13 protein-coding genes, 1 tRNA gene and 1 pseudogene are annotated in these 14,660 nt (G+C 42.1%); 7 read left to right on the top strand and 8 right to left on the bottom strand.

Annotated elements, in window-relative coordinates:
- Nucleotides 1-14: 14 nt before the first annotated feature.
- Nucleotides 15-659 (top strand): DUF3318 domain-containing protein, encoded by a 645-nt coding sequence (locus H6G86_RS18660; RefSeq protein ID WP_190935540.1) that lies wholly within the window; start codon nucleotides 15-17, stop codon nucleotides 657-659.
- Between the two features lie 204 nt (nucleotides 660-863).
- Here the strand turns inward: H6G86_RS18660 and H6G86_RS18655 are convergent, their stop codons facing one another.
- Nucleotides 864-1,661: a 7-carboxy-7-deazaguanine synthase QueE gene (locus H6G86_RS18655; protein WP_190935563.1), complete on the bottom strand. Its 798-nt coding sequence runs from the start codon at nucleotides 1,659-1,661 to the stop codon at nucleotides 864-866.
- Between the two features lie 204 nt (nucleotides 1,662-1,865).
- On the opposite strand from H6G86_RS18655, the gene H6G86_RS18650 reads away from it, so the two are divergent.
- On the top strand, nucleotides 1,866-2,915 hold the full coding sequence (locus tag H6G86_RS18650; RefSeq protein WP_190935539.1) for an anti-sigma factor antagonist: 1,050 nt from the start codon (nucleotides 1,866-1,868) through the stop codon (nucleotides 2,913-2,915).
- Nucleotides 2,916-3,036: 121 nt separating this feature from the next.
- Here H6G86_RS18650 and H6G86_RS18645 read toward each other — a convergent pair whose 3' ends face one another.
- The 6 genes from H6G86_RS18645 to H6G86_RS18620 form a co-directional block, all read right to left on the bottom strand.
- Nucleotides 3,037-4,494: a YcjF family protein gene (locus H6G86_RS18645; protein ID WP_190935538.1), complete on the bottom strand. Its 1,458-nt coding sequence runs from the start codon at nucleotides 4,492-4,494 to the stop codon at nucleotides 3,037-3,039.
- A gap of 105 nt (nucleotides 4,495-4,599) precedes the next feature.
- Nucleotides 4,600-4,676 (bottom strand) — tRNA-Met (locus tag H6G86_RS18640).
- A 46-nt stretch (nucleotides 4,677-4,722) separates the two neighbouring features.
- Entirely contained in the window at nucleotides 4,723-5,676 is a 954-nt protein-coding gene (locus tag H6G86_RS18635; RefSeq protein ID WP_190935537.1) for an asparaginase, read from the bottom strand.
- A gap of 103 nt (nucleotides 5,677-5,779) precedes the next feature.
- Nucleotides 5,780-6,280, bottom strand: a complete 501-nt coding sequence (locus H6G86_RS18630) for a CGLD27 family protein (protein ID WP_190935536.1) — start codon at nucleotides 6,278-6,280, stop codon at nucleotides 5,780-5,782.
- Complete coding sequence (rsfS, locus tag H6G86_RS18625) at nucleotides 6,277-6,735, bottom strand: ribosome silencing factor (protein ID WP_163935637.1); 459 nt, start codon at nucleotides 6,733-6,735, stop codon at nucleotides 6,277-6,279. The genes H6G86_RS18630 and rsfS overlap by 4 nt, the downstream gene beginning before the upstream one ends.
- 319 nt (nucleotides 6,736-7,054) lie before the next feature.
- Nucleotides 7,055-7,708 carry a HAMP domain-containing protein gene (locus tag H6G86_RS18620; RefSeq protein WP_242064857.1) on the bottom strand — a complete coding sequence of 218 codons (654 nt, stop codon included), beginning with the start codon at nucleotides 7,706-7,708 and terminating at the stop codon, nucleotides 7,055-7,057.
- A gap of 68 nt (nucleotides 7,709-7,776) precedes the next feature.
- Between H6G86_RS18620 and H6G86_RS18615 the strand changes: the two are divergent.
- A pseudogene (locus tag H6G86_RS18615) lies at nucleotides 7,777-7,938 on the top strand (carbohydrate porin); the annotation flags it as partial.
- Nucleotides 7,939-8,042: 104 nt separating this feature from the next.
- On the opposite strand, the gene H6G86_RS18610 reads toward H6G86_RS18615, so the two are convergent.
- Nucleotides 8,043-9,314, bottom strand: coding sequence for a glycosyltransferase family 4 protein (locus H6G86_RS18610; protein ID WP_190935535.1), 1,272 nt, complete (start codon nucleotides 9,312-9,314; stop codon nucleotides 8,043-8,045).
- 286 nt (nucleotides 9,315-9,600) lie between these two features.
- On the opposite strand from H6G86_RS18610, the gene dcm reads away from it, so the two are divergent.
- The 4 genes from dcm to H6G86_RS18590 all read left to right on the top strand — a co-directional run bounded on the left by dcm (nucleotide 9,601) and on the right by H6G86_RS18590 (nucleotide 14,447).
- Nucleotides 9,601-10,842, top strand: a complete 1,242-nt coding sequence (gene dcm / locus H6G86_RS18605) for a DNA cytosine methyltransferase (protein WP_190935534.1) — start codon at nucleotides 9,601-9,603, stop codon at nucleotides 10,840-10,842.
- A 106-nt stretch (nucleotides 10,843-10,948) separates the two neighbouring features.
- Nucleotides 10,949-11,629, top strand: coding sequence for a deoxyribose-phosphate aldolase (deoC, locus tag H6G86_RS18600; RefSeq protein ID WP_114085010.1), 681 nt, complete (start codon nucleotides 10,949-10,951; stop codon nucleotides 11,627-11,629).
- A gap of 252 nt (nucleotides 11,630-11,881) precedes the next feature.
- Entirely contained in the window at nucleotides 11,882-12,829 is a 948-nt protein-coding gene (recO, locus tag H6G86_RS18595; RefSeq protein ID WP_190935533.1) for a DNA repair protein RecO, read from the top strand.
- Nucleotides 12,816-14,447: an MFS transporter gene (locus H6G86_RS18590; protein ID WP_190935562.1), complete on the top strand. Its 1,632-nt coding sequence runs from the start codon at nucleotides 12,816-12,818 to the stop codon at nucleotides 14,445-14,447. Before recO ends, H6G86_RS18590 begins: the two co-directional genes overlap by 14 nt.
- Nucleotides 14,448-14,660: the final 213 nt, after the last annotated feature.

The following is a 14,660-nucleotide window of genomic DNA, read 5'->3' as shown; positions in this document are numbered from 1 at the left end:
TGGGGCTGGATATTATGACATCCTATGCAACCTCCTCTGCCAAAGCGGAAATGAGTGAACTACGGCGGTTGAAAGGCTTACTACCGCCAGAATTACAGAGCTGGGTCACGGTTGAAGGCACAACTGAGGTCAATCCACCCCTGGTTCGTTGCGAAGAAATTGGTAAAGACCAGGTAGAAATTCAAATTGACCTGGTGAAATGGGATGCCCTCGCAATGGATCAGCGTAATCTGCTGTTCTGGCATGAAGTTGCTCGCGTTCAAAATGACACAATTCCTAAAGATGGTTGGGAAATGGCAGCGTTAGCCATCGGTTTAGGTGGTGCTGTCGGCGAATTGTGGGTACAAGATGGATTGCTGCTGGTGTTAGCTTTGTCGCTGTGTGGCGTGTCAGGCTGGCGACTGTATCAAAAGAATAATGGGGAAAAGCAACTAAAAGAATTGCTCAATGCTGATGAGAAAGCGATCGCTTTGGCAACTCGTTTTGGTTATAGCCTCCCCAATGCCTACAAGAGTCTCGGTAGCGCCTTAAAAACCCTGATTGACAATACTCCTAGCAAGCGCCAACGGTCAAGATACGAAGCAAGACTCTCTGCCCTCAAACGCAGTGCCAATAAAGCAAAAGCTAAATCCAGAACTCCAGACGAAGGTGGGTTGTAATTTAGGAGAGACGCGATTAATCGCGTCTCTACAATTAGGAGTGAAATCTAAACTTCAAACTCCTCACTCCTACATTCTGCCTTAGACTGGGAATGTCTGCTGAGGGGCTGCTGCCTTGCTGATTAGCCGCAGCAATGCCCATTTCATAGAATCTTACTTTTTTCTTGACTACATCTTTATCAAACTCAAATTTTACAGCAGCTTTTACAGTTGATTCAGCATTTTATGCGTCTGAGGGATCACACGCACGTGCTTGACAAACCCCTTCATCAAAGCTTGCCACGTTAAAACTTGATCGGCGGTAGGCGCAAGCATAAGTATTGGAGAGAATTGTTCAGATACTGCTAAAGGCGTAACAGGTTGTAAAAATACTGAGATATCTGGACTAACCTCTGCCACCAACGAAGCTGAACGTTCCAACTCGGCTGGATCTGTGTTTTGAGACACAATTATCTTGACAAAAACATTTAAATATGAGTCATGACATAATTGGAGAAATTTAGCATGTTCTTGCCAATGGCTTTCGCCGCTAACACTGGGCAATTTGAAATCCATACCCACAGAGTCTAAATAAGGAAGAATCATCGCTAGTTGTTCTGAGCGATGTCCGCCAGTTTCTAAGTATATGGGTAGACCAGTTATGTCTCGCACCTGGGGTAGAAACTGCGTTAGAAATGGGGCATGAAGAAGTGGTTCACCCCCAGTTAAGCTAATGCTATCGTGTAGACAAGGTAGATTTTGCTGTTCCACCCATTTGATTAATATAGGTAATGGAACAGGGTTAGAGTGAATTTCAAAGTCGCGTAATCCAGGCGATCGCTCTATCCGACAAGTAGCAGGTGCATTCCAAGTGTGGGCACTATCACAAAAGTGGCAGCGCAAATCACACAAAGCAAAACGAATAAATATTTGACGTGTCCCTACATTCAGTCCTTCCCCTTGAATGGCAGAAAAGACCTCAACTAGGCGTGCGGTAGGTGTAACCGTAGTTTTAGCAATCATTTGATTTGATGAGAGCAACGCGATCGCGCTGCGTCGACACAACAGCAAGGATGTTTCTTGGCTTCTTGTTCTATTGTGAATCGTCGCTAGCGATCTCCAATCTCAGCCCCGGTAAAGAGAAATTAGTCCTTATTACTACTGATTCTAAATATTAGGTTAAGTAATTTTGTAGGACAAAATAATGTTTGGCAGATTACATTATACATGGCAACGAAAGTGCAGAGCTTCATGACTAGCCAACCGACAGAGGTCGATTTTCCAGTTAATTCCCTAAACGACACGGCTATAATGCAGGTGCCCGCGCGGTTGAGCGTGCTGGAGGCTTTAGACTTTAAGCAAACCTGCCAAAGCTTAATTCAGCCCAATTCACATCCTAAACAGATCATCATTGACTTTCACCAAACTACTTTTATGGATAGTAGTGGTTTAGGTGCCCTGGTCAGTAATTTTAAATACGCCCAGACTAAGGGAATTACATTAACACTGCGGAATGTAACACCTCAAGTCATGGCAGTCTTAAAACTCACAGGATTGGATCAGGTTTTTCCCTTAGAGTCGGTTGATGATGGGTTGCTAATAGAACCAGAAGACTTAGTTGATCATCGGAAGACAACTTCTCGTAAAGTAGAGCCGTTACCCACTACTCACCCTTCTGTAGCATCTTGGATGAAACGGTTCTTAGATATTGTCGGGTCTGTGGTCGGTTTATTAATTACAGGAGCTTTGTTTATTCCGATTGCGATCGCTATTCAAATTAACGATCCTGGCCCCATTTTCTTTAGTCAAACCCGTTGTGGTTGGATGGGAAAGCGGTTTGAGATTTGGAAATTCCGTTCCATGTGTGTGGATGCAGAAGCAAGGAAATCCCAAGTAAAAAACCAAGTGCAAGGTGCATTTTTTAAGAATGAAAATGATCCCAGAATTACCAAGGTAGGGCGCTTTTTACGGCGAACTAGTCTTGATGAATTACCTCAATTTTGGAACGTCCTCAAAGGAGAAATGAGTTTAGTAGGTACTCGACCACCGACACCCGATGAAGTGGAACGTTATGAAGTACCAGAGTGGCAACGTTTAGATGTGAAACCGGGCATGACTGGCGAATGGCAAGTCAATGGGCGGTCTACAGTCCGTAGTTTTGAAGATGTAATTCGTCTAGATTTGCAGTATCAAAAAAATTGGAGTTTGGTGTACGATTTAAAGCTAATTTTCAAAACTATAACTATTCTATTTAATAGAAACAGTGGCGCTGTTTAGCTAACTACCCTTATTCACAATTGTTTGGTAACTCCCAACTTTCGCAATAATTCTTAAATACACCCAAGCCCATTATGGGCTTGGGTAAATTTTAGGTTTCTACAACACCAAGTAAGTGAAATTATCCTACAACCTTCTGAATACCTACAACTTCAACTTGCTGCACTTCTGGCAACAAACGCTTCACGCTTTGCTTAACAAATCCCTGCAAAAAACCAATCTGCTGATTTTGCTGAAATACTTTTTGCAAGGTTTGCCGCAAATTCTCCAAATTCAAACCAGTTCCAGAATCTATTGCTATTTCCTGCTGTTGGAAATACTCAACTAGACTTAACCCTGCGACTCTAGTCAAATAAGCTGCACTTACTCCCTGCACTACGCCACCAGCAACAAAGGTAACGGCATTACTTTTAAGAACAGTACTAATAGCCTTTGTAGAAAGTTCAACTAAACCCAGCTTCAGCATCAAACTTCCCATTGTTCCAGCTACAGTTTGTGCTTGTTCTAGGGAAAACTTCTGCTGATAGATTTTACCCAAATCTATTACCATTTGAGCATTAATTGCCGCAGTTGCTAGGATGTCAAGGGCTGGGACTGGGTTTGCAAAGGCAGCAGCAGCAGCTATCCATTGATATTGTTCAATAATAGGGGTAGCGCGATCGCGTCTGGTTGCATTTAGCCAGTTTTTCGCCTCAGCTTTCAACAACCCGGCTTTCCTCATGGTAGTTACCCAAACCAAGCGCTGTCTTTGCTGTGCAAAAACTTCACCCAAATGCTGAGTTAACTGCTGGATATCTGCTGCTGGTTGTTCCATCCACTCTTGCACAACACCATCAGCCTCATGCTTTCGGACTTTGATAGCTATGGGAGAGGCGGCTGTTGCAACTACATTTCCCTGCATTCGCTGTTTCAATGACAGCAAGATGCTGGCGCTTTCATCGGCTAAATACTGGTCTTGTTTGTTGAAAACCAGGATTGTCGGCTGATTTGCTGCTTTTAGCTGCTGTAAAGTTTGGAATTCTGAGTCTGTCAAATCACCGTTTGTCAGAAATAGAACAAAATCTGATTTTGCTACTTCTGCCAAAATAGCCGCATCTGAGTTTTCACCGACTTCTCTAAATAAAGGTGGTGTCTCTTGTAGAGATACGACATTTTGTGTCTCTAGATTTTGCTCTAGCACTTGAATTAAAGTGCTTTTACCCACGGATTTACCGCCAGTCACAGCTACTTTAATTTTTTGCCTGTCTAATTCCAGCAACAATTGGGCAACTTGTTCTCTGAGTGTCTCTAAAGCTGGATGGTTTTCTGCTTCTTGTGCTAGTTGGTTAATTACAGTTTCAGTTTTAGCGATCGCACTTTCTACAGTCGCCCGATCTACGAGCATATCATCTAGCTGCTTTAAACTGTCTTTCGGGCGATTTTGCTGGAATAACCACAAACCACCGCCTACAGCTAAGGCACTCAATAAACCAAACTCACCCACCTGCACTATCGAATCGTGCCAACTGTCCAACATCCACAGAGAAAAGGACAGTCCCAATCCTCCCACTAAAATTGGTCGCTGCAACTTCACAACCATGATTCTCCGCGCCTTTTAGATGGCTATTTCTTCCAGAATAGATCAAAATAAAACAAAAACCCTGCAATCTTCACTGATCGTAGGGTTTTTGTTTTATCTTTTATTTGGTGGCGGGAAGTGGATTTGAACCACTGACCTTCGGGTTATGAGCCCGACGAGCTACCAGGCTGCTCTATCCCGCGTTGCTCTCGACTTATTTATAATAACCTATAGTCAAGAGTTTGGCAACTACAAAAACGATAATTCTCCAATTACTTCTAAACGGGTGTATTTTCCCAAGGTGGTAAACTTTTCACAGAGGCTTTCGGCGGCGCTAGGACTAATCCAACCCATTTGCTTAAGTAAGTGAATAGCAACGGCATGTTTTGCCCGTTTTGTCCCATCCATGACTTTGATCGCTAATCCCAAGCCTTCACCGAGTCTACCAATGCACTGTACTCCTTCGGCACCACTTTTACTTACCAGTTCTCCTGGAGTTAAGCGCATTAGTTCCGTATCAAATTCTCCATCTCCTGCTACCATCGCGGGGTGATGAGTCATAGCACGGACGATGCGCTCCATATCTAGATTGGTACTAGAGGCTAGCAGCGCATATAAAGATGCCATGTGACCAAGTTGCATCAAATAAGTTGGTGCGCCACAGTCATCATGAGCGCAGATAAATTCTGCGGCTGGCATTCGCAGCAACTCTGCTACTTTGCCCAAAATCAATTGCTGTATTGGGTGCTTGCGATCCAAGTAGTTATTCAAGGGCCAACGGCGTTGCTGACAAACAGCTAACATTCCCGCATGTTTTCCAGAGCAATTGTATTCCAGAGGACTGTGCTTACCTTCAGGAGTTGGACACTGGAGTATAGTCGGGTCAAGATCAGCTCGCCAAAGGATGTTAAATACCTGTCGGACTTGATCTATTGTTCCTTTATGGGAACTTGTCATAATTGCTAAGTCGCGATCGCTGAGGTCATAGCGTTCCAGTGTACCTGTGGTGGTGACTGCGAGTGCCTGAAATGGTTTGAGGGCTGAACGGATAAATGCAGCAGTTTCAGAATTGCCGGCAACGGTTAGAACCCGTCCCCGATCATCGCATACTACAGCCTGGACTATATGCCTGGATTCAATAATACCTTCCCGCAGCAACCGGACTTCCAGTGCTGTGGCTTGAGTTCGTTTTCCCATTGTCATGGGTTTATATTTATCACCTTTTTTTAATTAATTTAGTCATTGGTCATTGGTGATTAGTCACTAGTCATTAGCTAAGGACTAATTACCAATGACCAATGACTCTTTAAAACAAATGCCAAACTATCGTACCAGTAACGTACATTCCCGCCAAGCTAGCGAAGGTAAATTGCAATCGCCGCAAGATGGGTTTGATTTCGTATGCAACAATTAAGCGATCGCGGTTAAGGATTTCCTGTGGTTTTGTCCAAGTTTGGCCGTCGTACCAGCCTGACTCTTCATAAAATACTGTAGGACTGCCAAGGCGATCGCACACGTAGAACCAGCCTAAGTATAATCTTACCAGTGCCAGTACGACCCCGACACTGGCTGCTGCTGCACCACAAAGGATAAAATGTGCAATATACTTGTGGGGAGGAAAACTTGCTGCTGCCACAGGTGCTGCGATCAGCCAAGATAAACCCCAAATCCAAGCTATTTTCGTGATATATTCGCGCAAATCTAAAGTGCTATCACGAAACAACCAGGAGGTTTTTAACTCTTCGTACTCATTGAGCGGTTGTTGGTCTGTAGGAACTGGGCAATTAGAAACCGAAGACCTAATCATGTTGGCTTACCTTCACCCTCATCAGATTCTGGAAGGGAAATACGTTCTGCATGAATCCAGAACGCTTCTAAATTATAAAACTCCCGTTCTTTGGGCATCATAATGTGAACGATCACATCACCGTAGTCTTGTAATACCCAACTCCCCTCAACTTTTCCTTCTGTCCTTATGGGACGACGTTGCAACTCAGTTTCGACTTTTCCTTCAATTGCTTGAGCGATCGCTCTGACTTGTACCCTAGAATAGCCAGTCATCATCACAAAGTAATCAGCTAGGTAAGATACCTCTGCTACTTTTAGCAATATAATTTCACCTGCTTTGCGGTCTGATCCAGCTTCTGCTATCGTTGCAGCTAATTTTCCGCTCTCCTCCTCAGTATGGGCGTGGCTCTTGACCACACTCTTCGTCAGTGGGACGGATTGTAATGGGAAATTTCCTTGGAAATAATCAGTCATTAAACCTCAGGTGCTTTTTTTCTTTTGGAACAATTGTTTACATTTACTTACAAATCACAAACAATTGATCTGAAAATGTGTCAATAGGTTTTTTTGAATACTAACAAAAAAACGGGAGCCTATGGGGTCTAGTTTGATAATTCACTGCTTAGAATTTTGACAATAGCAATTAGCAGTTGCGTATGGCTATTGTGTAGCGATAAATTAACCAATAGCTTTTTAGCAAGGATTTCTGGTGAAATATAGTGTTGCCCCACTGGGGATTAATTGAGTATTTGGGGCGACATCTAGGCTATTTCCGGGTCAAAAGATTTATTTTTCAGCTTTTCTCGCCATTTTCCTCAGTTTCTCCAAGTTGAACTTGAGTACGTTGCAATTCCTCTAATGCCATCTTTAAGCTGAGATTTTTCTCATTTAACTCCCGTGTTCGTTCGCGTACTTTCTCTTCTAGTACCTGGTTGTATACTTCTAGCTGTTCGTTAGCATCATTTTGGACTCTGATAAGTTGCTGAACTTCCAAAATTAAACGATTGAGCGAATTAGCTAAGATCCCAACTTCATCATTAGTTGTTACGGGTGCTTGTAAATCAAAATTAGATTCCTCTGTCACCTGTTGAGCAAAATGGGTGACTGCTTGAATAGGACGGACAATAGCCTGACTAGTGAAAATTGCTAATAATGTGGCGATCGCGATCAAGACTAACAGGCTGCCTAAGATAATATTTAGATGTAAATTCTCTGCCCTTCGCAGTTCCCAATTTGCTTGCTGATACTCCTCGGCTATGACTTCAACAGGGTTTGTGATGTCATCGAGAAAATCATCAATCATAAAAATTGATGAGCTATGCATGAAATTTAACAGTTGAGTTTGTGCTGTCCTAATTTCGTTTGGTGATAATTTACTAGGATTGCGATCGTTAAACAGAACCTCTGTGCGCTGTAAGTAAGTATCAAAGCCTTTGTGGGTCTGCAACAAGCAATGAACAGCTTCTTATTCAATTAAAGAATCATATATCCCACAATAGTTTCGGTGATGACTTCAAAGATAAGGATACGTCTTTACATCTCGAAGCCTTTTACCATTTTCTAGTCACAGATAATCTGGCAATAACTCCGGGACTATTTGTGATTACAAGTCCAGAACATAATGATAGTAATCACAATACTTATGTTGGTACGGTTCGGACAACGTTTAGCTTCTAAGTACAGCCCACCATAAACAGGCTACGAAAATTATGCCCAACAGGAGCAAAATCTTAGGGGTTTTGAATTTAGCACTTTGTGCAATCTAACCCCATTGCTATAGATTAAACTTCTTGTTTCGTAACTCTGTTGGACTGAATTGTTCCACGCTCTGCGATCAATGAGTAACACAATGACTCATACTGATTTAAAGCTTGTTCAAAAGCATAGTTTTCAACGGCATATTTGCGACTTTTATAACCCAGAGTGTTGACTTTTTCCGGGTTTTGGTACAAGTCTAAAATTGCCATTGCTAAAGCTTGGGGATCTTCTGGAGGAACGATAACTCCACCGCCACTTTGCCTGATTGCTCTTGCTGCTGTACCATTCTCAGGTACAGAGGCAACTAAGGCCGCCCCACTGGCAAGTAGCACTTGAATTTTTGATGGCATATTGAAGGATACAACATTTTTCTTTTGCACCACTAAGCCAACATCGGCAGCTGCCAACATTTGTGGCAAATCTTTGCGGGGTTGAAACGGCAGTAGCAAAACATTATCTGCACCGCAGTCTAGACATTCCTGTTGCAATCGCTGTAAACCTTTTGCCTCTCCGACGATCACAAAAACAATATCTGGGATATGGCGCAACATAGAAGCAGCTTTGACGACGCTCTCTAAACCTTGGGTTAGGGCAATGTTACCAGAATAAAGTGCTACAAATTTACCATTCAGGTTATGTGCTTCGCGGAAAGGGTTATTTTCTTGAGGCAAAGGGCGGATAAAATTTATATCAACCCAGTTAGGAATTTGCACAATTTTGTCAGCTTTTACGCCCTTGGATCGCAAATTGTCCACAAAACCATCGGCAATTACGCTAATTTTACTGGCAGTGTGGTAAGCAAATTTTTCCAATACTGTAAATAACTTTATAAGCCATTTATTTTTCAGTAGACCAACGTGAATGGCTGCTTCTGGTAATATATCTTGTAAATTTAAGATCACAGGACAAGCACGTAACCATCCTAAAAGAGCAACTGGCACACAGCTTGGCAAAGATGGCGATGTTGAGAGAATCACGTCTGGCCGCCAACCAAAGAGGGCAGGTACAAAACTAGTGACAACGAAACTAGCATCTAGTAACACCCGATCTAATAGGTTGGGTTGGGGACGAATCCAAACGTAGCTGCGTTGGATCTGAACGCCATTTTTGTATTCATTGAGATACCACTTGCCCCGATATTCCTGGTAAATTTGACGCTCAGGGTAGTTGGGCATAGCGGTGACTACGCGTACTTGATGCCCACGCTTCACTAGTCCCTCTGCTAATTCAGTCATCAGTGGGGCAATACCAATTGGCTCTGGATAGTAGTTGTAAGAGTAAATTAAAATTCGCATAAAAGTTAGTCTGAAGTACCCCGGTTTTTTGTTGAATGACAAATATTTGTCTTCAACATTCTTTAGAGCTTGGAAACTCTTATATTTAATTGTGACTTCAGACTCTTTTTCTGTCAGGGATTTTCCTTAAAGATTGAGTAAACTTAGATATTAAATACTTAGAGTAATTATGAATTTTTTTACTATTTAAGCAGCCTTCAAATTTTTAACTTTTGATTGGTACGTAAGTATAAACCCTAAGTATTCTGATATTAATTAAGACTGTTTCACAATATTTAGTTATTGAATGAGCAATCGCCCTTGTATTTTCTCCTTTTTTGCTGGTTCGGGATTCCTAGATTTAGGTTTTGAAACTAGCGGTTTTAATATTGTTTACGTCAATGAAATGTTTTCACCATTTATGGCAGCATACCGCTATTCACGGCAGATTCTCAATCTCCCATTGCCAGAATACGGGTATCATCACGGAGAAAGAGGAGATGTAGGCCAACTTCACGAAGGTTTACAAGCACAACACCTTTGCGAGTTAGTACAAGACTGCCGCAAATCTCATAATATTGTGGGCTTCATTGGTGGCCCTCCCTGTCCTGATTTTTCTATTGGCGGGAAAAATAGAGGACGTTTGGGAGATAATGGCAAGCTTTCCGCTTCTTATGTTGAATTAATTTGCTGCAATCTTCCAGATTTCTTTTTATTTGAGAACGTTAAGGGGTTGTGGAGAACAACAAAGCACCGTTTATTTTTTGAATCGCTCAAGCAACAACTACTAGAAGCAGGCTACATCTTAACAGAGCGGTTAATTAATGCTATCGAATATGGTGTACCCCAGGATAGAGAAAGAATTATTCTCATTGGTTTCCGAAATAATTTTATCAAAGATATAGGAATAAAAGTCGGTAGTAAAAAGTTACTTAACGAGAAGGATTTTCCTTGGGAAAATCATATTTTATATCCTAAAAAAGAGGTTTTTGCTTACCCTTGGCAGAAGTGCGATCCATTCCAAGAAAATTCCATCATGCTTTGTCCTGATGGCATCCCTCAAGAATTAACAGTTGAATACTGGTTTAGAAAAAATAATGTCTTGAAGCATCCTAATACTGAAAACTGTTTTAAACCAAGGGCAGGTATCACAAGATTTGCTGCTATTGATGAAGGAGATGATTCTAAAAAGTCTTTCAAGCGTCTTCACAGATGGCGTTACTCTCCGACAGCTTGTTATGGAAATAATGAAGTACATTTGCATCCCTATAAAATCCGCCGAATATCTGTGGCGGAAGCTTTAGCTATCCAATCTTTACCTGCAAATTTTGTACTTCCAGAGAATATCTCGCTGACAAATATGTTTAAGACTATTGGTAATGGCGTACCATATTTGGCATCCAATGCGTTAGCTAAAACTATTACTAACTTCTTAGGAATTGGTGTAAAAAATGCTGTTAATATTTCTAACCTTACCAAGAATAATGTCAACTTAAACACTTATACTAATTCCGCAACATCTACAGAACCAACATCCAAAATAAGTTAGTAGCTTGTTTTCAGGATAAACTCGTAATAAATATGGTTTAATATATATATAAGAAATGTTTTAATTTTTTATAAAGTTTAATAATCAATTACTGGCAGAAGACACGATGGCAGCAGACTATCCAGATATTGATATTGCGCCATTTATTGATCACGCCCTGTTAACCCCAACGGCTACTCCAGAGCAGGTTCAGCAGTGGTGTGAAGAAGCATATAGATTCAATTTTGCGGCAGTTTGCTTGTACCCCACCTATGTCAAACAAGCTGTCGAACTCCTCCACGGCAAGAATCCCAAAGTGTGTACTGTGATTGGCTTTCCCTCTGGTGCGACAACTTCAGCAGTGAAACTCTATGAAGCTCAAGAAGCGGCGGATAATGGAGCCACTGAATTGGATGTGGTCATGAACTTGGGCTGGTTGAAAGCTGGTAAAACTGAAGAAGTCCACCGGGAAATTGCCGAAATTTGTGAAGAGACTGGGCAAACTGTCAAGGTAATTTTGGAAACCAATCTGTTGACAGATGCGGAGAAAAAAATAGCTGCTGAAATAGCTATGGAGGCGGGGGCGGCTTTCTTAAAAACTAGTACAGGTTGGAATGGCGGTGCAACAGTGGCAGATGTGCGATTTTTGCAGGAATTGGCAAAAGAGAGGGTGGGAATTAAAGCTGCGGGTGGTATCCGCACTATTAATCAAGCTCTAGACTTAATCGTAGCGGGTGCTACTAGATTAGGCACATCTCGCGGTATCGATTTGATCCGCCAGCGCGATAATCTGGGGAAGGGTGAATAGTCATTTGTTTATCTTCCTAACCTGCGAAAAACTGCGGGCACATCTATGCCCTTTGTCTTAACCCAATGACCAATTTTAGATTTTGGATTGAAGGATTGAAGGATTCAAAATTTAAACCTGGTTTCAGAGCAGCTAGTTTCAACTATGGAAAAATCTAAAATCCTTGCATTCCTTTTGTAAGTCCCTACTTTTAGGTATGGCGTTAATCTAAAATCCAAAATCCAAAATTGATTGGCTAATGACTAATGACTAATGAGTAGAACCTACAAAGCAACCGGAATTAATCTTAAAACTCAGGTGCTGGGAGAATCAGATAAAATAGTGACCATTTTGACACCAGAATTCGGTCTGATTCGAGCAGTGGCTCCAGGGGCACGTAAGCACAACTCCAGCTTGGGCGGCAGGAGTGGTATGTTTGTTGTGAATGAACTATTGATCGCGAAAGGGCGATCGCTTGATAAAATTACTCAAGCACAGACGTTAAAAACTTATCCTGGTTTAGCTAAAGATTTGGGAAAATTGGCTGCTAGCCAATATTTAGCAGAAATAGTCCTCTCTCAAGCTTTGAGCGAACAACCCCAAGAAGAACTTTATGAGTTGTTCAATGAACATCTCCATCGGTTAGAAGCATTGTCTAGTACAAATGCATCTGGTGTTTTGGCTCATCTGGCTCATGGGGTGTTTCACCTTTTAGCCTTAGCAGGAGTAACGCCGCAAGTGCAAGTATGCTGCTTATCTGGGCGCTCCCTCAAGCCAGACTTTACAGACCCCAACTGGCAGATAGGATTTAGCGTTCCTACGGGTGGAACGATTTGCTTAGAAACTTGGAAACGTTTACGAACACAGGGAGAGGGGGAGATTAATAACCAATACCCCATTCCCCATACTTCTCTACGAGAGGCTGCGCCAACGACTGCGCTCAGTACAAGTACCCCATTACCCATGCCCCATGCCCAAACAGTTGTTGTGCATCGGCAAGAAATACCTTTGATTTCTAGTCGTCTGGGTGCTATGGAACTGGCTTTGCTTCAACATCTGTCACAACCAGAGATAATGCAAATTGATGGTGCTAGAGACCATAACTGGTTATCTGTTGAGCAGATTTTGCGCCAGTATGCTCAGTATCAATTAGGTCGCCCTATTCGCTCTGCTACCTTGATCGATTCTTATTTTGCTGCCAACCATGATGCAACCATCTGATTTGGATAAAAAAATCCTGCCTTTGTCACCAAGCCTCGTTAAAAAACAGAATAGGATATCAGATCCTAACGTCAAGAATCACTTGAGTGCCGTTTCAAAGTGTACACCTAGTCAAATCAATAGCCAAGAAATGTCCCCAAAAGACGTTTCTAAAAACGATCAAAGTTGGACAGCCCAGATCCCAAAAACTGATGTTCCAGAAATACAATCTGAGGACAAATTAACTACTGCTGAGGCAAATAGCAACGGGCAGAGTTTGCCAGTAGCTACTACCCCAGAAACAGAATCACCCAAATTAGATGGATCTGGTTCAGGTGGAGAAGCTGTTTCCGGGAATGTAACACAGCAGGGGTTTTTGCCTGTATTAAAAAACCCTAATTTTCTGGCTCTTTGGGGCGGTCAAGTTTTCTCCCAACTAGCAGATAAAGTTTATTTGGTGCTGATGATTGCTTTGATTAATACTCAGTTTCAGGCTAGTAATCAGAGTATTAGTGGTTGGGTGTCAGTATTGATGATGGCTTTTACGATTCCAGCCGTATTGTTTGGTTCCGTTGCTGGCGTGTTTGTCGATCGCTGGTCAAAAAAGGCTGTGCTGGTGGCAACGAATATTTGGCGCGGCATCCTGGTTTTGTCAATTCCCTTCCTGCTGTGGTTGACTCATGGCTGGAAACCCATAGGAGTCATGCCAGTAGGTTTTTTGATCATTCTGGGTGTGACTTTTCTAGTTTCCACACTGACACAGTTTTTTGCACCGGCGGAACAGGCAGCAATTCCCTTAGTGGTAGAAGAACAGCATTTACTCTCAGCTAATTCGCTTTATACGACAACGATGATGGCATCGGTGATTGTTGGGTTTGCTGTTGGGGAACCATTATTAGCGATCGCAGATGGACTTTGGTCGCAAATTGGTGGTAGCGGTAGTTTGGGCAAAGAACTTTTAGTTGGTGGTAGTTATGCGATCGCTGGACTAATTTTATTCCTCCTAGCAACTAAGGAAAAACACCATCACCCTGATACAGAATTCCCTCACGTATTCTCTGATTTGCGAGATGGTTTTGCCTACCTCAAAGCAAATCATCGCGTCCGTAATGCTTTGCTTCAGTTAATTATCTTGTTTTCTGTCTTTGCAGCATTAACTGTTCTAGCTGTTCGGATGGCAGAAATAATTCCCAATATGAAAGCTTCCCAGTTCGGCTTTTTACTAGCAGCTGGTGGTGTTGGCATCGCTGCGGGAGCAACAATTCTCGGTCAATTTGGTCAACGCTTTTCCTATACCCAACTAAGTCTTTGTGGTTGTATGGGTATGGCAGCATCCCTGATTGGTCTATCAATCTTTACAACTCAACTGTGGCTAGTCCTGTTACTGGTGGCGCTATTAGGTATCTTTGGAGCCCTAGTCGGAATTCCCATGCAAACCGCAATTCAAACAGAAACACCTCCAGAAATGCGTGGTAAAGTATTTGGCTTGCAAAACAATGTAATTAATATTGCCCTTTCCTTACCGTTAGCTTTAGCTGGTGTCGCAGAAACCTTTTTGGGATTACAGGCAGTTTTTTTGGGATTAGCAGCGATCGTCTTTTCAGGAGGTATATTAACCTGGTATAACTCACGTAAGTAGTTATCAGCTAAGAGGACTTATTATTCATTACCTTGAAGTAATTACTAATTTCCTTAAAGCTTTTGTGTTCATGCTAAACTGTGGTCAGTGAAAATTTATCATATACTTGTGGGATATCAATCTGACATTAGTCAGAATAAGTTGTTTAAGTATCAGTAATTAACAACTTATACGTAAGATAAATAAAGCCATCAATCCACGAGTTTAATCAGC

This window comes from Nostoc sp. FACHB-133 (assembly GCF_014698055.1).
Classification (GTDB): domain Bacteria; phylum Cyanobacteriota; class Cyanobacteriia; order Cyanobacteriales; family Nostocaceae; genus Nostoc.
Note: the sequence above shows the minus strand (reverse complement) of the source record. Positions and strands in the feature narration are given on the sequence as shown.